Annotated in this window: 14 protein-coding genes; 8 read left to right on the top strand and 6 right to left on the bottom strand. The window is 47.0% G+C overall.

The window, feature by feature from the left end:
* Positions 1-59: 59 nt before the first annotated feature.
* The 5 genes from QUA34_RS17180 to QUA34_RS17160 all read right to left on the bottom strand — a co-directional run bounded on the left by QUA34_RS17180 (position 60) and on the right by QUA34_RS17160 (position 4,546).
* Positions 60-1,148, bottom strand: a complete 1,089-nt coding sequence (locus tag QUA34_RS17180) for an SPFH domain-containing protein (RefSeq protein WP_333388506.1) — start codon at positions 1,146-1,148, stop codon at positions 60-62.
* 122 nt (positions 1,149-1,270) lie between these two features.
* The gene (locus tag QUA34_RS17175) at positions 1,271-2,041 is read right to left on the bottom strand and encodes a Uma2 family endonuclease (RefSeq protein WP_333388502.1); all 771 of its coding nucleotides are present in this window, start codon (positions 2,039-2,041) and stop codon (positions 1,271-1,273) included.
* 78 nt (positions 2,042-2,119) lie between these two features.
* Positions 2,120-2,653: a DUF6745 domain-containing protein gene (locus QUA34_RS30230; RefSeq protein WP_445242828.1), complete on the bottom strand. Its 534-nt coding sequence runs from the start codon at positions 2,651-2,653 to the stop codon at positions 2,120-2,122.
* 32 nt (positions 2,654-2,685) lie between these two features.
* Positions 2,686-3,030 carry a hypothetical protein gene (locus tag QUA34_RS17165; protein WP_333388500.1) on the bottom strand — a complete coding sequence of 115 codons (345 nt, stop codon included), beginning with the start codon at positions 3,028-3,030 and terminating at the stop codon, positions 2,686-2,688.
* A gap of 262 nt (positions 3,031-3,292) precedes the next feature.
* Positions 3,293-4,546, bottom strand: a complete 1,254-nt coding sequence (locus QUA34_RS17160) for an FAD-dependent oxidoreductase (RefSeq protein ID WP_333388497.1) — start codon at positions 4,544-4,546, stop codon at positions 3,293-3,295.
* A gap of 319 nt (positions 4,547-4,865) precedes the next feature.
* Between QUA34_RS17160 and dnaK the strand changes: the two genes are divergently transcribed.
* From dnaK to QUA34_RS17125, 7 genes are all read left to right on the top strand, one after another.
* Positions 4,866-6,998, top strand: coding sequence for a molecular chaperone DnaK (gene dnaK / locus QUA34_RS17155; protein ID WP_333388494.1), 2,133 nt, complete (start codon positions 4,866-4,868; stop codon positions 6,996-6,998).
* Positions 6,999-7,122: 124 nt separating this feature from the next.
* On the top strand, positions 7,123-8,319 hold the full coding sequence (locus tag QUA34_RS17150) for a DnaJ C-terminal domain-containing protein (RefSeq protein ID WP_333388491.1): 1,197 nt from the start codon (positions 7,123-7,125) through the stop codon (positions 8,317-8,319).
* 393 nt (positions 8,320-8,712) lie between these two features.
* A complete protein-coding gene (locus tag QUA34_RS17145; protein ID WP_333388488.1) occupies positions 8,713-11,148 on the top strand; it encodes a dynamin-like GTPase family protein in 2,436 nt (811 codons plus the stop codon).
* 205 nt (positions 11,149-11,353) lie between these two features.
* A complete protein-coding gene (locus tag QUA34_RS17140) occupies positions 11,354-11,809 on the top strand; it encodes a KGK domain-containing protein (protein WP_333249407.1) in 456 nt (151 codons plus the stop codon).
* A 50-nt stretch (positions 11,810-11,859) separates the two neighbouring features.
* Complete coding sequence (locus tag QUA34_RS17135) at positions 11,860-12,105, top strand: HNH endonuclease (RefSeq protein WP_015179287.1); 246 nt, start codon at positions 11,860-11,862, stop codon at positions 12,103-12,105.
* Positions 12,106-12,196: 91 nt separating this feature from the next.
* Positions 12,197-12,433, top strand: a complete 237-nt coding sequence (locus QUA34_RS17130; RefSeq protein ID WP_096829156.1) for a type II toxin-antitoxin system Phd/YefM family antitoxin — start codon at positions 12,197-12,199, stop codon at positions 12,431-12,433.
* Entirely contained in the window at positions 12,430-12,816 is a 387-nt protein-coding gene (locus tag QUA34_RS17125) for a type II toxin-antitoxin system VapC family toxin (protein ID WP_333388485.1), read from the top strand. Before QUA34_RS17130 ends, QUA34_RS17125 begins: the two co-directional genes overlap by 4 nt.
* Positions 12,817-12,819: 3 nt before the next feature.
* On the opposite strand, the gene QUA34_RS17120 is transcribed toward QUA34_RS17125, so the two are convergent.
* Positions 12,820-16,632 carry a glycoside hydrolase family 2 TIM barrel-domain containing protein gene (locus QUA34_RS17120; protein WP_333388482.1) on the bottom strand — a complete coding sequence of 1,271 codons (3,813 nt, stop codon included), beginning with the start codon at positions 16,630-16,632 and terminating at the stop codon, positions 12,820-12,822.
* 229 nt (positions 16,633-16,861) lie between these two features.
* Here QUA34_RS17120 and QUA34_RS17115 point away from each other — a divergent pair, with 229 nt between their 5' ends.
* Complete coding sequence (locus tag QUA34_RS17115; protein ID WP_333388479.1) at positions 16,862-22,369, top strand: PAS domain S-box protein; 5,508 nt, start codon at positions 16,862-16,864, stop codon at positions 22,367-22,369.
* Positions 22,370-22,684 lie beyond the last annotated feature (315 nt).

The raw sequence follows: 22,684 nt of genomic DNA, 5'->3' as shown, positions 1-22,684 counted from the left end.
GTAATCGGGAAAGCAGATTAATTACCAATTACCAATTAACTAAATATGCAAACAAAAATTTAGGCTGCTGCTGGCGGGGGAGGCGGCGGTACTGTCGCCAACAAAGATGCTAATTCCGGCACTTGCGATGCTAACTTCCAGCCGTCAAAACCCGCACGCCACACCATTACCTGATGTGTCAAACCATTTTGCAAAAGTTGCTCCAATCCAAAAGGGCCTGATTGTTGACCGTTCTGGGCAATATACCACTGATGTTGTGTTGGCGGAGGAGGTGGCGGCGGTGTTTGCGATGCTGGCGGCTGCATCATATTGGTCATTTGCTGACCTAGTGCCATTCCCATGCCCAATTCTAATGCTTGATTGCCGCCGCTGGGGTTATTTGCTGATGCTTCTATGGCGTTAGCAGCTTGATATTGGGTATATTGCTGCATATTTCCCAGAAGTCCGATAGAGGCTCGTTTGTCGAGTGCTTCTTCAACTTCAGGCGGCATCGAGATATTTTCAATTAATATCTGAGTTAATTCTAACCCAAACTGCTGGATACTTGGCTCTATGGCAACTCGTACCTGTTCACCCATCTGCGTGTAGTTTGCTGCAAAGTCCAGCAGGGGAACGCGGGAATTGCCAACCCAATTGGCAAAGGCACTGACTATTGTATTGCGTAGTTGTTCGCTGATTTCATCTACTTGAAATAGTCCGTCAGTGCTGATTAGTTGTTTTAAGAGTTGTTCGGGATGGGAAACTTTAATGTTGTATGTGCCAAAAGCCCGCATTCTCACTGGGCCGAGTTCTGGATCGCGGATAATTACAGGGTTAGAGGTTCCCCATCTCAGGTTGGTAAATATTTTGGTGTTAAAAAAGTAGACTTCTGCTTTAAAGGGAGAGTTGAAACCGTAGGGCCAACCTTTTAAGGTACTCAGAACGGGTAAGTTGCGGGTGTACAGTTCGTGCATTCCCGGAGCGAATACATCGGCAACTTGACCTTCGCTGACAAAGACTGCTATTTGTCCGGGCCGTACAGTTAGTTTAGCACCTTGTTTAATTTCGTTTTGGTGGCGCTCAAATCGATAGGCAATGGTATCGCTGGTATTATCCAACCATTCGATGATATCGACAAATTCGCCGCGAATCTTGTCAAAGAGTCCCATAGATTTATTTTGGGTTGTTGTGTGATTTTAGCTTCAATAGGAGCGATCGATGTTCCCGATCGCCATTGTAAAGTTTTTAGGTGTGATCGGTGGGTATGGAGGCGATCGCATTTTCAGACAATTCACAATTCTGGTTCAATTCCAGCCCCTCGCAACTGAGCGCGCAATTGCTCTAATTGGTCTGCGGCGCGATCGGCTCTTTGCCGCTCTTGTTCTGCTCTTTCAGATCCAGATAACAACAGATTCCCTTCACTATCCCACCAGCGCAACCAAGGTAATTCCACATTTTGATACATTCCTTGCCAAATTCCCAATTCCACTCCTAACGGTTCAATGGGATAATGACCGCGCTCATTTGCAGCAACTAATTGATACCTATCTTCGATCAGGTGATAGACTTCAACACTAGCCTTTGTTACTTCATAAATTCCGTAAAATGCCGGATGGATGACATTTTCATAAATCCAGAATTTACCCGGCTTAGTTTCCTGTTGACCCGATCGCAATAAAGGCGTTCTGTCCCGTTCTTCATCACCATTGCCCAATACAAACTCTAACACAATTAACGGTGCTACAAATTCTTGCCACATCACATAAGAACGGCGCAATTGACCGTCAATTGTTGGCGGAACATTAGGCACATAAAACCAGTCCGGTGCTTCCGCACCCCGTTCTAGCGGCTCAGTTAATCGCCAGTAAATGCCGCTGTCTTGACCGATGCAATAGTTACCGTCAGCGTGGATTCTTTGCAAAACGGGAGTAATTGAATCTGTTAACAGAATGCTTTGGGGATGTTCTTGGAAACTTTTCACAAAAGTACCGTCTGATTCGGGTAGCTGAGTGTGGTCTGGCCAGCCTGTGGGGTTGTTTTCTACATCTAGGGTAAATTTCATAGTTTTATTTACGTAGGTGTTTTTGATAGGGAGAGCAATGGAAGTTTTAACTGAAATTATAACTATTGATGCCAGATCTTAGTTATCACCAATTGTTTGAATTAGGAATTTCTTTAATTCGGTATTTTCTTCCTCTAAAAGCCATTCCGATCGCCATTCGTTCGGATGGATTTTGCCGTATTTTTCGGGTAAGGTGACGCCGTGATAAGCATAGAGGCTGTAGCCGTCAGCAAATTGAATGGCGGGCCCTCCTTCGGCGTGGAGGCGGTGTTCACTGTCGAAGGAGAGGATGCGGGGGCGATCGCACACAATACAAGTCTTTTCAAAAGGATAAATCCACCCACAGTTGGCAACTAGCAACTGAAATGCTCTCCATTTAACTGGATCGCGATCGCCGTTTAATACTGAAATATAGAAATCACTTAACGCGCCGCGAGATATCGATGCAAAAAAAAATTTATTGATGTCATTGTGTTGGTGTCTGGCAAACCTATCGAATTTACGCCATCTTTCGTGCCATGTATAAATTCCGGTGATTTGCCTGCGACAATTGATACAGCTTTCTAAACTGCCAAATGCTGACCACAGCAGCAGGTTAAAATAGTCTACCAATTGGTATCTTAGAAATCTATATACCTCTGTATTCAGCAGAGAAAAAAAAACTCCTCTTTTCTGGTCACTATTTGACTCAGCATTTTGTATGTCAGATCATGGCCTAAAACTGCGGTTATTTCCTGTTTGATATTTCTTCCAGATGGAGATTTTTGGCAGCTTTCAAAAATTGGGATGAAGATGCGATCGAAAGCTGCACGGGGGCTATCACAGATTATTATCTGCGGCTCTTTATAGCCGAGGGCTGCATAGGCAAATCTTACGGATTTTGCTGCTGCTTCGCGCTCGATCGGCTCAGTAGAGAGTGCAATTTTTCGCCATTTTTCTCGATAAACTGGAATCAGGGCTTTTTGTTGCGGGGTCAGTTGTTCGATCATCGTTTTCCTCTAAGTCTGCAAACAATATTTCTCAACAAGTAATTCTGTCTGCACCAACGCGCGATCGTACTTTAATACTTTGCATAACTCTGGCCTCATTAAGTTGGTACTGAAATTCAATCTGGTCAGGAATTACTCATCTATGCCAAAGAAACCGGGTTTTTTACCGAATATCTGGGTGAGTGCGAAAGATTTTCGTCAAAAAACCCGATTTCTGACCACCCGTGCGTCATTCTACCTCTATATTTAGGATTGGTGTATCTCATTGATTTCGCACCCGAACCCGGTTTAATCCAAAACCAATTAATCGCGCTGGAATATTTCGCAAAATTGGTAACTGCAACAAAAGTGGCGGTGTAAACGGTCGATTTGTATCTAATGCCCCCTTAATAATTCGCTCCTGTACAAACGACTGAAATGCTTGAATAATGCGTGTGGGCAACTCCCGCTGTCGCTGCACCTCTGCCAAATCCCACAGATGCAAGTGATTATTTTTCAGGGGGGTGCTGAGTACATTAGCCGCGACGACAGCATCTTGAATAGCATAGTTAATTCCCACACCGCCTACAGGCGACATGACATGAGCGGCATCCCCAATTAAGAGCAAACCGGGACGATACCAGCGGGGAAGGCGACTCGATTCAACCGACAAGAAAGAAATTTGCGACCAATCTTTCAGTTGCTCGACCCTATCCGCAAATTCTGGTGCTAATTCAGCAACAGATTTTTGCAAAGCTTCTATTCCTGAGTCGCGCAATTTCTGATAGCTGCCTTTCAGAATAATGTAACCGAGTTGCCAATAATCCAAGCGGTCAATCATGACTAATAAATGACCTCCAACCGCTCGACCTCCCACGCCAAAATCTTGGACATCATCGGCCCTGCGCGGCAAACGAAACCAAAGGACATCCATCGGCGGGGAAGTTTTAATCGGTTCAAAACCTGCTAATTGGCGCAGGCGGGAAAAGCGACCGTCTGCACCGACTGTGAGGGTCGATCGCACTGCATGATATCCCCCGCGTCCCCGGTATCGAATTCCGCACACAACCCCATTTTCTACGATCATTTCTTGTGCATTAGCTCCCATTACTAGCTGAAAACTGGGGTAGCGCTGCGCTTCGGCAGTGATGAATTCGAGAAACTTGACTTGGGGAAGGATAGTGATGTAAGGATACTTGGTTTTAAGACAGGCTAAATCTACGAGTGTGGCGGTATTCCCAGCAGCTTGGATGGTGAGTTTGTGCATTTTTGTATGGGGCAATTGCAGCAATTTTTCTGCTAAACCCAATTGCTCCATAATTTCCATTACAGACGGATGCAGCGTATCGCCGCGAAATTCTCGATCGAAATCTTTGTGTAGTTCTAGCAGGATGACTGGAATGTTTTGCCTCGCTAAAAGTAAGGCTAAAACAGCACCTGCAGGCCCACCTCCGACAATGCAGCAGCTTGTCTGTTGCACGTCAACGATCGAGTGTTCTTGAGAGGATTCTGAATTTTGAACAGAGTTGACAGTCATATTTGTATGTTCCTGTTTACTCAACAATCCTGCTAGCTGCTTTTAGTTTAGCAAAACGCATTAGTTAATCTATTCTGAAATTTTTTTTGCTGTCAAAAGATGAACATACACTGCTTTTCCAAGTTGACACTCCTACTTCTCGCAGGATCTCGCCGATCCACCAGTGGATCGATCGCACCCAGCCAACCCCAGCAACCTGAACCGCAGGTGAGGCAATCCCCCTGCAGCCCCCGCTTCTCGACGCGGTACAATAAGTGCAATCATACTTAACGCTTATATTGAAAAAGTTACACACAACGCCACAGGAGACAACAGACGCATGGGTAAAGTAGTTGGCATTGACCTCGGAACAACAAACTCAGTAGTAGCCGTCATGGAAGGCGGCAAACCGGTTGTGATTGCCAATGCAGAAGGGATGCGGACAACTCCCTCGGTAGTCGCTTTCACAAAGGAAGGAGAACGCCTGGTTGGACAGATGGCCCGACGCCAGACTGTTCTCAACCCGCAAAACACCTTTTACGCCGTCAAGCGGTACATCGGACGCAAATATACCGAACTGACTCCAGAATCAAAGCGCGTCCCTTACACAACTCGCCGCGACGAAAACGGGAACATCAAAATCAAGTGTCCCCGCCTGAAAAAAGATTTTGCCCCAGAGGAAATTTCGGCGATGGTGTTGCGGAAACTGGCTGATGAAGCCAGCCGCTATCTGGGACAAGAGGTAACGGGGGCTGTAATTACTGTTCCCGCTTATTTCAACGACTCGCAGCGACAGGCGACGCGGGATGCTGGACGAATTGCCGGACTTGAGGTCAAACGGATTTTAAATGAACCGACGGCGGCTTCTTTGGCTTATGGTTTGGAGAGGCGAGAAAGTCAAACTATTTTAGTGTTTGATTTGGGCGGCGGTACTTTTGATGTGTCGATTTTAGACGTTGGAGACGGCGTATTTGAAGTTAAAGCAACTAGCGGCGACACTCAATTAGGTGGCAATGATTTTGACTCTAAAATTGTTGACTGGTTGGCCGATCAATTCTTAGAAAAAGAAGGAATTGATTTGCGTCGCAACCGGCAAGCTTTGCAGCGCTTGATCGAAGCGGCTGAAAAAGCCAAGATTGAGCTGTCGGGAGTCGGTGTTACCGAGATTAATTTGCCGTTTATCGATGCGAATGAAGATGGGCCTTTGCATCTGGAGACGCGGCTGACTCGCGGTCAATTTGAGGGGCTGTGCACAGATTTGGTGCAGCGGTTGCGGCGGCCAGTCAAACAAGCTTTGGCTGATGCAAGTTTGAGTCCTTCTCGCATTGATGAAGTTGTGTTGGTCGGCGGTTCGACTCGCATTCCTTTGGTGCAGGAAGTTGTTCGCAGTTTAATCGATCGAGAACCCAATCAAAATGTGAATCCCGATGAAGTTGTGGCGGTGGGTGCGGCAATTCAGGCGGGGATTTTGGGTGGCGATGTCCGCGATGTGCTGCTGTTGGATGTGACGCCGCTGTCGCTGGGTTTGGAAACTATCGGCGGGGTGATGAAAAAATTGATTCCTCGCAATACTACTATTCCCGTCAGGCGATCGGACATTTTTTCGACTGCTGAAAACAACCAAACTGTGGTAGAAATTCACGTAATCCAAGGGGAACGGGAATTAGGCAGAGATAATAAGTCTTTGGGACGGTTTAAACTAACTGGAATTCCGCCGGCACCGCGAGGGATTCCGCAGGTGCAAGTAGCTTTTGATATTGATGCTAACGGGATGCTGTTGGTGACTGCTTTGGACAAAACTACTGGCAGGGAACAAAGCATTACTGTGCAAGGTGCTTCGACGTTGACTCAGCAGGAAGTGAATCAAATGATTCGCGATGCGGAACAGTTTGCTCAAGCTGATAAGTTGCAGCGCGAAAAGGTGGAAAAACGCAATCGCGCTGAAGCTTTAGCTTATCAAGCCGAGCGACAGTTGCGGGAAGTTGCACTCGATCGCGGAATGCAGTTTGCTCAAAGAAGCCGCCAGCGAATTGAAACTTTAATTCGGGAATTGCGAGACAGTTTGGAACGCAATGATGAGCGGGGAGTTGACCAAGTTGGTTCGGATTTGCAAGATGCTCTTTACGATTTGAGCCGAGAAGTTTCAGCTTTTGCTGATGATGACGATGATGATGATTTCTTTGAGTCTGTGAAGCGGACTTTTACAGGCGACAGTACCAAGCGACGCAGCGATGACAGCAGCTATTATACCAATGCTAAGCCGTACAGGCGATCGACTGTCGATCCAATTCCCGATCGCCCCTATGATCGCATGGGAGATCGCATGGGAGATCGCATGGGAGATCGCATGGGCGATCGTATGGGCGATCGCATGGGCGATCGTATGGGCGATCGTAGAAGCAGTGCTAATCGCCCCACTCGCCCTTATCAAAATCAAAGCGACGATTGGGATGATGACGACGATTGGCTGTAATTAGTGGTTAGTCATTAGTCCCTAGTCATTAGTCCCTAGTTTGAAGCAGGGAAGCAGCATGACTAATGACTAATGACTAATAATTAATAACTAATGACTAATAACTAATGACTAATGACTAATTATGCAGAATTTTCGTAATTACTATCTAATTTTGGGAGTGCCCAAAGAGGCCACGGCTGATGAGATAAAAAAAGCCTATCGACGGCTAGCCAGACAGTTGCACCCTGACGTAAATCCAGGGGACAAATCTGCTGAAGATAGGTTTAAGGATATTAATGAAGCTTATGATATTCTTTCCGATATTGACAAGCGCGCTCAATACGATCAGTTTAGTAAATTCTGGAAACAAAAAGGATTTCAAGGAAAGCAAGGGGTGCGACTTCCCAATTTCAAAACTTGGGGAAACAGTAAAACTACCCGCAAAAAACCGACAGAAGATGTAGATTTTAGTGATTACTCTGATTTTAATAAATTTCTCGACCAAGTGCTCGGAAGGCGCCGGGAAGTGAGGATGGCGACAGCGAATGATGCAGCGGGAGTCGCCTCCTCTGAACCGTGGAGTACGGCTTCTAAGAAAACGAGTTATGTTGCTAATTCTCGCCCACCTAGAAGGGATTTCGACGATCGCGAAACGCGACGAGAAACAGACGATCGCGAAATGCGACGAGAAACAGACGATCGCGAGATGCGACGAGAAACAGTCGATCGCGAAATGCGACGGGAGATAGTCGATCGCGAAATCAGAAGGGATATAGCCGATCGCGAAATGCGACGGGAAATTAGGGAAACAGTCGAGCGCGAAACGAGAAGAGACATCGAGGCCAGGCTAACTCTGCCTTTGGAAAGGGCTTATTCGGGCGGTACCGAGCGAATTCGTCTGGAAGATGGGCGAGCGATCGAGGTGAATCTGCCTCCTGCTATGGTATCAGGCCAGCGGATTCGCTTGCGAAATCAAGGTATGGGCGGCGGAGATTTATATTTGAAAATCACGGTTTCTCCCCATCCATTTTTTCGATTGGAAATGTCAGATATTTGCTGCGAATTGCCTCTGACTCCCAGCGAAGCGGTGTTAGGCGGAGATATTGAAGTACCGACGCTGGACGGCTTGGTAAAGATGAAATTGCCACCGGGAGTAACGTCTGGAAAGCGGTTGCGGCTGGCTAACAAGGGCTATCCGACGGGAAATGGCGATCGGGGCGATCAATTGGTAGAAATTCAGGTGTTAATTCCCAAAGAAATTACTGAAGAGGAACGGGAATTATACGAAAAGTTGCGGCAGGTTGAGTCTTTTAAACCGCGTCAGGATTTATCGGTTTAATGTAGAGTACGCAATGCGCTCGTTTAATTCTGTAGGGGCGCAATAATGCGCGCCTTACTACTAATTTTGTACGAAAAATTAGGAGATGCTTGGCTAAATTTTACTGACATATGACATTTAGCCACTTGGCTGTAAATAGATGATATCAAATCCGTGGGTATACCAATTATTCCTCTTATTCCTCTCTCTCTTCTCTAACTCAGCGCCCTCTGCGGCCTCTGCGGTTTAATCATTCCAAAACAACCGTAAACGATAGGATTTGTCGCCAGAATAGCCGATCGCACTTTCAGCAATCCTGGCTCCCATAAGTAAAATTACTGTTGTGATTATTCCTGAACTAGCAGAGAATTAACAATAAGGTAATTTTCCCACAATCAGGAGCAGTCTGCCGCCATGACTCAAATGCCCCCTCAATGCACCAGTCTGCAAGAGCAAGTTGATTCTTTAGTGCAACTGCTGCGTCAGGAATCGTCTTTGCGACAACAAGATATCACGGCGGTACAAGCTTCTCTGAAAAAGGCAATTTCTCCTGAGTTTGAAATTGTGTTTGCTGGCGCTTTCAGTGCGGGAAAATCGATGCTGATTAATGCTTTGCTGGAGCGGGAATTGCTCTACAGTGCTGAAGGACACGCGACAGGTACGGAATGTTATATCGCCTTTGCTGAGCCGGAAAAAGAGCGCGTAGTTCTCACTTTTTTGAGCGAGTTTGAGATTAGCCAGCAAGCTTCTGTGCTTTGCCATCAATTAGGTTTGGCTACTGAACTTAATATTAATCAAACAGATGTAGTGTCGCTGTTGTCTCAGGGATGTAACATAATTATTGAAACGGAAGGCGGCGAAAATAAATCCGAACTAGCCAAAAAAGCTAAGGCCTTGATGCTGCTGTTAGAAGGTTTTGAGGCAAATCGCGCTCGCATCCAAACTCTCGAAAACGCTACCTACTCGATGGAACAGTTTAACTTTTCCAATCTCAAGGAAGCTGCTAGCTATGCCCGTCGCGGTAGTAACAGTGCTGTACTCAAGCGAGTTGAATATTACTGTTATCATCCCTTACTGCAAGATGGCAATATTATTATCGATACGCCGGGAATTGATGCGCCGGTGCAGCGGGATGCAGAATTGACTTATGATAAAATTGAAAGCCCGGATACTTCGGCAGTTGTCTGCGTTTTGAAAGCGGCTTCGTCTGGGGAAATGACGACGGAAGAAACCGAGCTGATGGAAAAAACACGGGGAAATCCGGGAATTCGCGATCGACTGTTTTACATTTTCAACCGCATTGACGAAACTTGGTACAACACGCAACTGCGACAGCGCTTAGACAATCTGATTAATTCCGACTTTCGGGATACTGCGAGAGTTTACAAAACTAGCGGATTGTTGGGATTTTACGGGAGTTTGATTCGAGGGACAACAGGGCGCGATCGCTTTGGTTTAAATACAATCTTTGCCAGCAGTCAAGGGCGAGTTTCTGTAGATGATAAATTAGATTCAGAATTTATCGGTATTAGTGAAGAAACACCGCAATTTGTCAGCGAGTTTAACCGATACTGTGCGAATTCCGGCAAGCTATCTCCGAGCAAATTTCGCATTTCAGTGAACAGCTACGAAACGCCAAATGAAAATTACGTGCGGATTCTTGCAGAACAAGGACAACCATTAATTGCTCAATTAATTCAAGATAGCGGTATCGAAGATTTTCGCACAGCCATCACCCGTTACCTCACCGAAGAAAAACGCCCGCAACTGTTCAAAAATTTAGCTGACGACTTAGAAGACTTGTGCATTCAACTGCGGAAACATTATCAAACAATTCAGCGGAACTTGGACAGCCAGCCCCGCGAAATTGAAGCGATGAAAGCACAGGAACTTTTGCGGCTAAATCAAGAATTGCAGCAAGTCGGACAGGATTTTCGGGAACATATCGCCGAAGAAGTCAATGAAATGATTATGAACAGATGCGATATTTTCGATATAGACTTTCGGCAATTGCAATCTCGGATGATCCGGCGCTTGGATGAATTGTTAGATGGATTTTCTGTTGAGGCGGCTTACGGACGCACTTTGCGGAATCATCCCCGCAATGCGACAGCACCTTTAATTGCTGTTTTAGTTGAGGCGCTTTATTATTTAGCGAATCAGTTGGAAGATATTTTAGTAGAGGCTACTAAGTCACTGGTTGATAATTATTTCCAGTATTTGAAAGATAGCGTTCGCAAGTCTGAATACTATCGATTACTTTATCGGTTGTTGGGGAACGACGGGGGAATTGAACAGCAGTTAGAGGAGTTATCAAAGCGGGTTTCTGATGCTTTGGTAAATGCGGCGGGCGTTGAGTGCGATCGCTACGTGCGAGAAAGTCCCCGTTTTTACGACGAAGGCACATTTTCAATTTATCAATTCCGGGAAACATTGCAGCAAACTTCTCAAGGTTTCGACTGCGAAAATATGGTGGACGCCCAACCAGCAATTCGACAATTATTGCGGCTGGATTTTGAGCCGAAAGTATCTAGAACTATTCGGCAAACTTTCCGCCAAACTGTCAACCAAACCCTGAAAGAGCATTTGTTGCCGCTGGCCCAAAAGCAAGCTGATGATATTTTGCAGAAATACAGTCAAGCCCGCGATTATTTGGAGCAAACTTTGGCACAGGAGGCGGAGGAAAAGATTGCTGGGAATCTGCGGCGGCAAGCTGAGAATGAGCAAAAGATTCAAGAGTACGATCGGGCGGTTTCTGGGATTAATAGCTGTTTGCAGGCGATGAAATTGCACGAGCATTTGTTGCCTGTAATTGGACAGAATGATAGCGTTTCGGGGGATGTTGAATGATTGGAAATCCGGCGATTGGAAACCAGGCGATTGGAAATCGCGGCTACACAGACAAAACCCGCCGACGCGGGTTGAAGACATTCTTAGTGCGCGGAGGCGGGCATCGTTTGTATAGCGGCGAATTCTATTCGCCGGGATTCTTGCCAAAAGAGAGATACTACTCTAAAATAGTTAGGATGACAGTTTAAATAAATTAGCAATGAATATGAAAAATAAAGTTGATTTGCACAACTGCGGCAATGATGATGCTTTATCTTTTGGTAACGCAATGCTTAAAGTAGAAAAACTCAAGGAAACAGTAAATAGAGTTTTTCCTGAACATGGGTTAGGAGAGACACTCACTAATTCCTTAAGCGAACAGAAAATAATTATTGATGTAGGTCGTGACGGTAATTTTCATGGTGGTAAATTACATAACATAAGATATTTATATGAGAAATGGTTTGGTGAAGGTATAGATTGTGAAATTCTCAGAGTGGGTGCTCAGGGCTGGCAGAAAGGAAAGATTAGACTCAAACTCAATGTCACTATAGAATTTTGCCAAGAGAAACCCGAAGTCGAAGAAACACCAGAAAACAACGAATCAGAAACTAGCCAACCAGAATCCCCCCTCGATGATTTGCGCCGCCAACTTCTCAATCAAGAAAACTCACCCAGCTAATCCATCAAACATCCGCGTTCATTCGCGTTCATCTGCGCTTAAAAATCATCATGTCTAAAACCCCCAGAATTCCCATTCCCCCAGAAGTCAGAAAATACGTATTCACCCGCAATAAATACCAGTGCCAAAGCTGCGGCCAAACCAAGCTAGAAACCCAACTGACGATCGATCATATCATCCCCCTAGCGCGCGGCGGCAGCAACGACATCAGCAACTTGCAAACCCTCTGCGGCACCTGCAACCAAAAGAAAACCGACAAACTAGACCCCCGCTTCAGGCGACACTTTGACCTGTGATATTTAACAGTATAATAAAATCAGCAATTTAAGCTTGAAATTGCTAACCTCTGTTCGATCGCACTTTTAATCCCTAGCTTGGATAACTGCAATGCTGACAAAAACAGTTGACGTGCAAGAAGCACAGACAAATTTAAAAGAGTTATTATCTCTAGCACTTAAAGGCATAGAGGTTGTTCTCACAGAAGGTGGTATTCCCCTTGTCCGTTTAGCGCCGATCGCATCCCCAACTAAGCAGCGTACAGCAGGATTGCACGCAGGAGCAATCTGGACAAGCGATGATTTTGATGAACCGTTACCAGACGAATTTTGGACAGGGAATCTATGAAATTACTGCTGGATACTCATACATTCATTTGGTGGGATAGTTCCCCCCAAAAGCTTTCACCACAGGCTTTGGCATTGTGCCAAAACCCAGACAATATTTTGCTTTTAAGCATTGGCAGCATTTGGGAAATGCAAATCAAGATCCAACTGGGGAAGCTGAGTCTCAATCTGCCTTTACCAGAACTTATAGAAAGTCAGCAACAGACTAATAATATAGAATTGTTACCTATTAATTTAACTCATCTTTTCACCTTGGATAGCCTACCCAACCATCACAAAGATCCGTTCGATCGGCTGTTGATTTCTCAAGCGATTGTAGAAAACGCTGTGCTGGTGAGTGGCGATTCGATACTAGCCAACTATCCGGTAAAAATAGAGTGGTAACACCTACCATCGATAATATCGATAAGGATCATCCCCATACTCAAAATCCGTTCTGTAATCCCAGTGATAAAACTCCCGACTCGAACCGTTAAACACAGAACCATCCGCCTTAAAACTCGCCCCTAAATTAGCCAAAATCTGAGCATTGGCCCTGGTTTGCCGCCAGCGAGTAAAACGCAAATAAGTCTTAGTATCAGCATTCAAACTGTCCGGTTCAATCTGAGAAAAAATCGCCACACCCTTGCCAACTTGTACCCGACTTAACAAACCGTCAGCGCCGATTTCTCCCCCAGACTTAATCAACCAAGTATCATAAAAAGAGCGCGATCGCAAATCTGAGGCGCTAACCCCCTTCACCTCATCCCAACTCGGAACCGCCAGCGAACCCCCGAAATCCTGCGCTTGCTGCAAACCCACACCCAAACCCGCAGCAGGCACTTGGCGCGGCAAGAAAAACGCCTTCCCGCCAGCATTCAAATAACCGCGCAAATCTGCATCTTTCAGATTCGCTTCTCTCCCCACAATGACCAAACCAACATCATTAGAAAGCGAACTAGCGCGCTGATAAATTACCCCCAAACTGTCCAATTTTTGGGCATCCTCATCTCCCCCAATTAAAACCACTTGATCCGGCTTTCCAAGTACCGGAGAATTTATCCCGTAACTCACAATTTGTTGCACTAACTGCGCCGCCCCAGCATCTACAGAATAATGGTCTTCCAAATCCAACTCGTTTAAAATCAACCGCCCTTTTCCGTAATCCAATTCCATCAGCGGCGAATAAGCTAAATCAAACTCAGATTCCAAAATTGGGCGCCAACTGCTGCGGTGCGGTTTCTCAATTGAAGCGCTACTGACACCGCCACGATTTCCCCAACGCCAGCCGTACCAAGGTTTATTTGCCGGACTCAAATTAGGGCCAGTTTGGATTGTATTTGGATAAGCTTCAACCAACGTGCTTTCCCCCGCCCAATCCCGCAAATCTTCACTGTCTAAACCGCTAATTGCCGGGTGGTTGCTGTCAACTGGATAAGCGCGGCGACTGACGTGGGCAGCAACCCGGAAACCCGTATTTTGCAGCCATTCCCGGCGCTGAGGAAACACAATTGCTTTGCCGCCGTTTCGGACAAAATTTTCTACATTTCCCGGCAATTTTTCCCCACTCGAAAACGCTTCCCTACCGATAATTAATAGCGATGAAACTTGCGAACCATTCCACGGTACAAGCTGATAACCTAACTGTTTTAACATAGCCGAGGTTTTGCCCGCTGGATCGAAGATTGTCAGCGTCTCCTTGCTTTTGGCTTGATTCGGAAAAACGCGGAAAGCAAATGTATCAGAATGCGATCGGTCGCCCACCAGTGCAGTCAAGCGAATTTCGCCATCAGCCTTCCTCGAAATGGTATTTGGCAAATTTACGTCTATTGGGAAAAACAGCGTGCCTGCCGACTCTATTGTCCCTTTTTGCTCGCCTTTTTTTACTTTTTTCCCCCCCACCAAAACCCGCCACTTAAACGAAAATTCTTGCGCGGCCCGCGTATCGTTAATTAACACTACTTGCTTTGCCAGTTTTCCGCCCACGAACAAATTGTGATCTTTCGCAGTAAAAACCGGGCTAGCACCAGCAATCCAAGCCAAAGTCGAGCTATTATTCTTCATAATTGCCTCGCCCCCAGGATGAACAGTGTAAGCTTCGGGCTGCAAATAATTCAAAAGATTATTCGAGACTTGCTTCAAATAAACTCCCCTGCCACCAGGTTGAAATGCCCCAATATTCACCTTTTTTCGGCCAGCTTCGGAAACTTCCCAACCATGTCCGTCATTCCAAGGAATCATCCCCCCAGACATTCCAAAAGTCCGCCAACTCCGCCAAGTATTTGTACTGAATAACTGCTGCAACTTTTGAAAAGCTGGTGCAAAATCCAACTCTTTTTTAAAATGCCAGTTTTGATACTCCTGACCGCTGACAAACTGCTCGCGAATTTTAGATTTATAAGCGGCAGTTTCCAACTCGTAAACCTGCTTACCAAAATAAATTGCCGTAAACTCAGTCATCCAAGGTTCGCTGAGAATTGCCTGACCAAAACCTTTGCGGGCCCGCATCATCGTTGCGTGCAGAGGAGTCCCAAACTCGACTGCCATGTAGGGCCTTTCCCCGGTTTTGCTCCACTCAGAAATCCACTCTTCTCGTTCTTGCAAGGGAATCAGATTTAAATAAGAATTCAGCGCATAAACATCACCGAAGTTGGCGCCTTGGTGTACCATCACAGGTCTGGTTTGGTCAGCCGATTTTATCGCAGCTATAGCGTCATTTCCTAGCGGAGTGTTGACCCGCAAACGCTGGTTGTCCGAGGGACTGAGAGTTCCTTCTACTTTGCTTTTGCCGATGCGACGGGGATTTAGGTCGTCAGCGTTGCCGAAAAAATTAGGACTTGTCGCCCACATTAATATTGATGGATGATTGCGGTAGCGGCGCATTTCTGTCACCATTCGGTCTTTCCAGCGGTTTTTCCACAGGGGGTTCTTCCACTTGCCGTTCCAAGCGATAGGACTAATGTCTAAAGCGGGAGCCATAATGGGAAAACCTTTGAGGTCTGCTCTTTCGGAAAATAACTCTCGGAAGTGCCATCTACCCCGTTCGTCGTGATTCCAAGGCCACATTTCTGTTATGTTAAAACCTGCTTTTACGTAGCCATCAATTAGGCTATCCGCCACTTCTAATGTCCCGCCTTGCCAAGTATCCGAGTGCAAGATTGGTCGCAGCCGAAATTCAGTTCCATTTAAGAAAAATTGGCGCCCTTCTATCCAAAATTCGCGGAAGCCAAAAGGTTGGTGGTATTGCGTGTCTATGCCGCTGCCTTTTACTTCTAATTGCAGGGTGTAAAGGTTTGGTTTCCCGACATCCCAAAGACGGGGATTTGGCCAATTCCACTGAACTTGGACGGTTTGAATTGGTTTAGCTTGAACCTTGGCAGTTGCGGTGAATTTTTGTTGTACTTTGCCTTTTTCGTCGAGCATTTCCGCGATTAATTTAACTTGACCGCTTTGGGCAACGTCTTTGAGTTCTACATCTAATTTAACTTGCTTTTTTCTGGTAGAAGTTTGGACGAATACGTCGCTAATTAGCGGGCCTGGGGGAAGGCTCAGAAGCCTTACTTCGCCGATGATTCCCCGCGATTGCAAGTTGGATTTTTCTGTGTAGATTTCTGTGGGGCCCATGATGACGGCTTTTTCCTTTTCATCGGATACTGCCACCACTAAAATAGATAGGGTGTTTTGACCTGGTTTGGCTGCTTTGGTAATTTCAATAGTGCCGTAGGGCCAGGGGATTTGACCGCAGTTAATGCCGTTGACAAAGATGACTGCATCGGTGCTGACTCTGGCTAAGTCGAGAAAAATTCGGCGGTTTGTCCAGTCGCCGGGAATGTCTATATTTCTCTGATACCAAGCTTTTGATAGTTGTTTACTGTTGAAGCTTTCCCAATCTTTGCCGATGCCGCGAGTGATGATTCCGGGTACGGATTCGTTGTTTTCTTTTTGCCAGTCTCCCGGCACCGAGATGGAACCCCAATTTGGGGAGACGGGGGGGGTTTGGGGGTTGCCAACTGCGGGGACAAATTGCCAAGTTCCGTTAAGATAGATTTGGGATCGTTTATTGTCGATCGCCCCGGCGGCCAGGGTGGTAAGATTGGGGAAGCCGATCGATATCGCTGAGTTGCTGGCGAAGTTGGGATTTTGCAGCGCGTAACCGACGAATCCAAAGAGGGTGGCGGCTGCGAAAAATAACCCGATAATTTTTGCCAGCTTGTGATTCACTCGCTTATTGCTCCCAGAAATTAGATAATCTAATTTGTCCCTTGATCTATGATAGCAGTTGATTCAGCAGAAATCCCCATGCCAATCTGTCTCTGGGAAGATGGCACAGAGCCGACAAATGTGGTTTTGTATAGAAAAAATAAATACTTAGTTTTAACTAAGTTTTAACCAGGTTGTTTCATCGACATCAGCAATAGTGCGATCGCGCCATCGCTACAGGTCAATAAAAATGAGTCGGTTTCAGGTCTTGACCTCACCCATTACATCTTACAAAATTGCTACATTGAGTGCCGGCACCGCTTTACTGCTGACAACTCTGTTACTGTTTTCATACCAGGCAGCTCCTGTAATCTTACTTTTGGCCACTGCAATGGTTAGCGCTTGGTATGCTGGCTTAAAGTCCGTAGAACAAGAACAAGAAATAGAACGTAAGATTATTTCCAAAGTCATTGAGACGACGGCTTGCTTGATTGTAGTTCTCGACAGCCAAGGCCGGATTGTCCGGTTTAACCAAGCTTGCGAAAAAAGTACAGGATACTCGGCAGCAGAAGTAATCAATAAATATGTTTGGGATTTATTCTTAATTCCCGAAGAAATAGAGCCGGTTAAAACAGTTTTTACCCAGCTAAAAGTCGAAAATTATAACAGCGAATATCAAAACTATTGGCGCAGTAAAAACGGCGAGAAGCGCTTAATTTCTTGGTCGAATACTGTGACGACAGATGGCGAGGGTTTGGTAGAATATGTGATAGGAACGGGGATCGATATTACTGACCGCAAAGAAGCAGAAATAGCCCTGGCTTTATCCTACACTAAGCTAGAAAGTCGTGTTAAAGAACGCACAGCAGAACTAACAGTAGCTAAAGAAGCGCTGCAAGCTCAAGAAGAACGATTTCGCTGTTTAAGTTCCTGTTCGCCTGTCGGCATTTTTATGGCAGATTTTGAGGGGCGCTACACCTATGGAAACCCTCGCTGTCAGGCTATTTGCGGCTTAAGTTTGACAAAACTTTTAGGAGACGGTTGGGAGAATTGCATTCACCCGGAAGATTGCGATCGCGTATTGGCCCGATGGCTGAATTATACTCGGAAAGGTGGGGATTATGCGATCGAGTATCGCGTGCAAACACCACAGGGGATTGTGCGCTGGATTAACGTTTGTTCCTCGCCGATGTTCTCCGACTCCGGCGAACTCATCGGATACGTGGGCACGGTGAGAGATGTCACGGAAAGACAACAAGCGCAAGCAGCATTAGCAAGCAGCGAACAGCAACTGAGAACGCTGCTAGAAAATACGCCAGACATCATTATCCGCACCGACAAAGAACTGCGTTATATTTATGTCAATAAGGCAGTTGAAAGAACCCAAGGAAAACCTGTTTCATTCTTTTTGGGTAAAACCAGTCAAGAAATAGGAATGCCGCCGGAACTGTGCCAGAGGTGGGATGAAACCCTGCATAAAGTGTTAGAAACAGGTCAAGAAGAAATTATCGAATTTCAGGCTTTATCAATCAACGGCATCCGAAGTTATCAATCCCGCGTAGTTCCAGAATTTGACAAAAATGGCGTACCAGAATCAGCCTTAATTGTCGCCCGCGATATCACAGAAATAAAACTTGCAGAAACTCAAAGATTGCAGTTGACAATCGAGCAAACAGCAAGAGAAAAAGCGGAAATAGAACAGCAGCGCTCGGCATTTTTAGCAGAAGTCAGCAAAATGCTGGCTGATGCGTTTGACGGGGAAACGGTGCTGCAAAAGGTAGCAGAATTAGCCATAAATTCGATCGCCGATGGGTGCTGCATTCATTTGACCGAAAGCGACTCAAATGTGCGTCTAGTCGCTGTGGCTCACGCAGAACCCTCAACGGTTGAGACTATTAATAACTTGAGCATCCGAAGTTTGAGCGCCGAAAATGCTGTTAACGGCTATCCGCTGGTAATCAGCAGCGGAAAATCCGAACTAATTGCCGAAGTGGATGAGGAGATTTTAGCAGCAGGAGCCGAAAATGCAGCAGAATTGGAAATATTGCAATCGCTCAATATCGGATCTCACGCTTGCGTACCGCTGAGGGCTCGCGGGCGGGTAATGGGTTCCATCACTTGCTTTACGCAGAAGTTGGGCCGCCGCTACAGTGCAGAAGACATGGCAATGCTAGAAGATTTAGCATACCGCGTGGCGATCGCCCTAGACAACGCCCGACTTTACACAGAAGCGCAAGAAGCACTATCTAAAACATCGCAATCCTTCGCCTTAATTGACTCGCTATTAGAAGCATCTCCCCTAGCGATTTGCTTTATGGATCGCGAAATGCGCTTCATCCGTATAAATCAAGTTTTAGCAGAACTCAACGGTTTGCCGATAGAACAGCATCTCGGCCAAGACTTCCGGCAATTGTTGCCAGAACATGCAGCCAAATTTGCGCCGATAATTCAGCAAGTTTTAGCAACCGGTCAGCCTGTTTTAAACTTAGAAATGAGCGGCGAACCTGATGGAAAACCGGGATATTTCGGCTACTGGCTCGCCAACTACTACCCAGTAAAAAATGAAAGGGCAGAAATAATCGGAGTAGGCCTAATTATCACAGATATTACCGCAGAAAAACAAACCGAATTAGCTTTGCGGGAAAGCGAAATGCGCTTCCGCAGCGTGGTAGAATCTAACATGATTGGCATCGGTTTCTGGGATGCCAGCGGCGAAGTTACGGACGCTAACGACGCCTTGCTGGAAATGATCGGATATACGAGGGAAGACTTAGTTTCGGGACATATCCGCTGGCTCGAACTCACCGCGCCGGAATATCAAGAACTCGATCGCATCGCCCTCGCGCAAGTCGAAGCATCAGGAAGTTGCGCGCCTTTTGAAAAAGAATATCTCCGCAAAGACGGCACGCGCTTCCCCGTTTTAGTCGGCGGCGGAAACTTCCAAGGATGCACAGACAAAGGAGCATTCTTCGTACTCGATATCACCGAGCGCAAACAAGCCCAAAATCAACTTCGAGAAAACGAAATACGCATTCGCCGCCAACTAGCAGAACTCGACTTAGTTTACAAGACTACACCAGTCGGGCTGTGCTTTCTCGATACCAATTTGCGCTACATCCGCCTGAACGAATGCCTCGCTGCGATCAACGGCCGATCGATCGCAGAGCACATCGGGCGCACCGTTAGAGAAGTAATTCCCGAAATGGCCGATATGGTAGAGCGGATTTACCGCCAAGTGCTGGCGACGCAAACCCCCGTGCTCGACTTGGAAGTTAAGGCCGAAACCAAGCAACAGCCGGGAGTTTTGCGGGATTGGCAAATCAGCTTTTACCCAGTGAGCGATGAATCAGGAACACTGCTGGGAGTCAGCACCGTGATTGCCGAAATTACCGATCGCAACCAAGCAAAACGGGTAATGCAGCAAAGCGAAGCCATATTCCGGCGGCTGTTTGAGTCAAATATTTTCGGAGTTGCGATCGGCGATTTTAGCGGCCGCATCGCCTACGCCAACCAATCCCTGCTCAACATGGTCGGCTACACCCGCTCAGACTTGCTCTCGGGTAAAATGCGGTGGGACAGGATGACCCCCCCCGAATACCTGCACCTCGACGCCCTGGCGGCCCAAGAACTGCGGGATCAGGGAGTGGCAACTCCTTTCAAGAAAGAGTACATCCGCAAAGATGGCAGCCGCGTGCCGGTTCTGATGGGCGGAACCACTCTGTCCCCGGACGATCGCGAACCAGAGACGATCGTCGCATTCTACATCGACTTGACCGAGATATCGCGGGTGGAAGCAGAACTCAAACACAATCAAGAACGGCTGCAAATCGCTCAGCAAGCAGGCAAAATCGGAACTTTTGAATGGAACATCGAAACCGGGGAGATCGCGTGTACACGGGAGTTAGAGGCTTTGTACGGGCTGCCGGCCGGTGGTATCGACAGCTATCAAAGTTGGGTGGAAATGTTGCATCCAGACGATCGCGCTGTTACTCAAAAGCAGGTAAAGGCTGGGGCGATGTCCGGGGAGGAATTAAACATAGAGTTTCGCATTTGCCGCCCGGACAAAAGCGTGGGCTGGATTGCTTGCAGGGCTAAGGTGTTTCAGGACGATGGGGGTTTGCCTTTGCGGATGATCGGGGTGAACGTCGATATCACCGATCGCAAACAAGCAGAAGAGGCGCGATCGCACATCCATCAAACTTTAGAAGCCTTGATTCAGGCTTGTCCCCTAGCAATTACCCTTTTGGACTGCGACGACGGCACTGTGAAAATGTGGAACCCAGCCGCCGAGAGGATTTTTGGCTGGCATGAATCAGAAGCGGTAGGTCAATTTGTGCCCTGCGTTCCCGCAGACAAGCGGCAGGAATTTACGGCTAATTTGAAAAAAATTCGCGCAGGAAACGCGATCGTCGGCATGGAAACCCACCGCCAAAAGAAAGACGGCAGCTTGATCGACATCAGTTGGTGGGCAACTCCAGTCCGCGATAGCAACGGCAATATCAACTGTATGTCGATCCTCGCCGACATCAGCGATCGCAAGCAAGTCGAGGCCCAACGCGCTCAGTTGCTCGATCGCGAACAAGCCGCGCGGGCGGAAGCAGAAGCGATCAGCCGCCGGAAAGACGAGTTTCTAGACTCTCTTTCCCACGAATTGCGAACGCCTATAAATGTGATTCAGGGGTGGGCACAGATCCTGCGCGCCCATCCCTACAACGAAGATAAATTAGCCTCGGGTTTGGAAGCCATTGAGCGTCAGTCGAAGGTGCAGATCCAGCTAGTGGAAGATTTGCTGGATGTTTCCCGGATTATTCAAGGCAAGCTGGTTCTGAAACCCGGCTGGTTTTACATGGTAAGGACGATCGAGGCGGCTCATAATTTAGTTCGTTTGGCAGCCGAAACCAAGTCTGTCACCATTTCGTTAGAACTTGACCCCGCAGTCGGCTTGATGTGGGGCGACGCCCCGAGGTTGCAGCAGGTAGTGTGGAATTTGCTGACTAACGCCGTGAAGTTTACGCCTTCGGGGGGAACTGTGCAACTGCGCTTGTCTGCGGTGGCTGTCAGCGATTCTTCATCACCCAATTACGTGCAAATTACTGTCAGCGATACCGGAAAGGGCATTTCTGCTGATTTTCTGCCCTACGTGTTCGATCGCTTCCGACAAGCAGACGCCTCGAAAACTAAGGCTGAGAGCGGTTTGGGACTGGGATTGGCGATCGTCGAGCACTTGGTGCAACTCCACGGGGGCACTGTGACTGCGGAAAGTCCCGGTAAAGACCAGGGTGCGACATTTACGGTGACACTGCCTCTCAAACAGAGTCGGAGTAAGCAGCCGCAGTTGAGAGGGGAAAGGAAATCCAATCCACCGCCTCCGGGTATTTTGGCTGGTTTAAAGGTGTTGGTAGTTGACGACGAACCCGACAACCGGGAGTTTTTGATGGTTGCCCTCCAACAGTGCGGGGCGACTGCGATTGCTGCTGCAACGGCTGCAGAGGCGATCGACATTTTACAGCAGTCGCCGCCGGATATTTTAGTTAGTGATATCGGTATGCCCGTTGAGGACGGCTACTCGCTGATCCGCAAAGTGCGATCGTCCGCATCCGACAAAATCAAGCGCTTGCCGGCCGTGGCGCTGACAGCTTATGCTAGCGAAGAAGACCGCGATCGGGCGATCGCCTCTGGTTACAACGAACACTTAACAAAGCCGATCGAACCCGTTCTCTTCGCCACCGTTTTAGGCAAGTTAACAAATGGGCATTAGGGCGATCGGGTTCGATGAACCCACAAATAATATCACTTCCGTTTGATTCGGATTTGTATGATGTTACATCTTGTAGGGGCGGGTTCACCAATAATAATCGCCCATAATCTACAAACTCATAAACCCGCCCCCGCTGGCTTTTCATTAATAACAGGATTGCCGACAAACACAAAGCAATTAGAAAATTTATCACAATTTTTGCAAGTAAAACTGAATCAAATTCCCAACAGCTAAAAACAGAACTGACAGAAGCAAATTTTGACAGCAGGGTCCAATCTTCGCTGGTAGTTGCCTATATTGAAACGGGCGGAAAAA

Origin of the sequence: Microcoleus sp. POL10_C6 (genome assembly GCF_036701585.1) — a bacterium.
GTDB lineage: Bacteria > Cyanobacteriota > Cyanobacteriia > Cyanobacteriales > Microcoleaceae > Microcoleus.
The sequence above is the reverse complement of the archived record's forward strand: the minus strand, read 5'-3'. Positions and strand labels throughout refer to the sequence as shown.

Coding starts and splice junctions, on each gene's coding strand:
- QUA34_RS17150 (WP_333388491.1), top strand. CDS start 7,123: ATGCAGAATTTTCGTAATTACTATCTAATTTTGGGAGTGCCCAAAGAG.
- QUA34_RS17135 (WP_015179287.1), top strand. CDS start 11,860: ATGTCTAAAACCCCCAGAATTCCCATTCCCCCAGAAGTCAGAAAATAC.
- QUA34_RS17115 (WP_333388479.1), top strand. CDS start 16,862: ATGAGTCGGTTTCAGGTCTTGACCTCACCCATTACATCTTACAAAATT.
- QUA34_RS17165 (WP_333388500.1), bottom strand. CDS start 3,030: ATGATCGAACAACTGACCCCGCAACAAAAAGCCCTGATTCCAGTTTAT.
- QUA34_RS17175 (WP_333388502.1), bottom strand. CDS start 2,041: ATGAAATTTACCCTAGATGTAGAAAACAACCCCACAGGCTGGCCAGAC.
- dnaK (WP_333388494.1), top strand. CDS start 4,866: ATGGGTAAAGTAGTTGGCATTGACCTCGGAACAACAAACTCAGTAGTA.
- QUA34_RS17145 (WP_333388488.1), top strand. CDS start 8,713: ATGACTCAAATGCCCCCTCAATGCACCAGTCTGCAAGAGCAAGTTGAT.
- QUA34_RS17160 (WP_333388497.1), bottom strand. CDS start 4,546: ATGACTGTCAACTCTGTTCAAAATTCAGAATCCTCTCAAGAACACTCG.
- QUA34_RS17180 (WP_333388506.1), bottom strand. CDS start 1,148: ATGGGACTCTTTGACAAGATTCGCGGCGAATTTGTCGATATCATCGAA.
- QUA34_RS17125 (WP_333388485.1), top strand. CDS start 12,430: ATGAAATTACTGCTGGATACTCATACATTCATTTGGTGGGATAGTTCC.
- QUA34_RS17130 (WP_096829156.1), top strand. CDS start 12,197: ATGCTGACAAAAACAGTTGACGTGCAAGAAGCACAGACAAATTTAAAA.
- QUA34_RS17140 (WP_333249407.1), top strand. CDS start 11,354: ATGAAAAATAAAGTTGATTTGCACAACTGCGGCAATGATGATGCTTTA.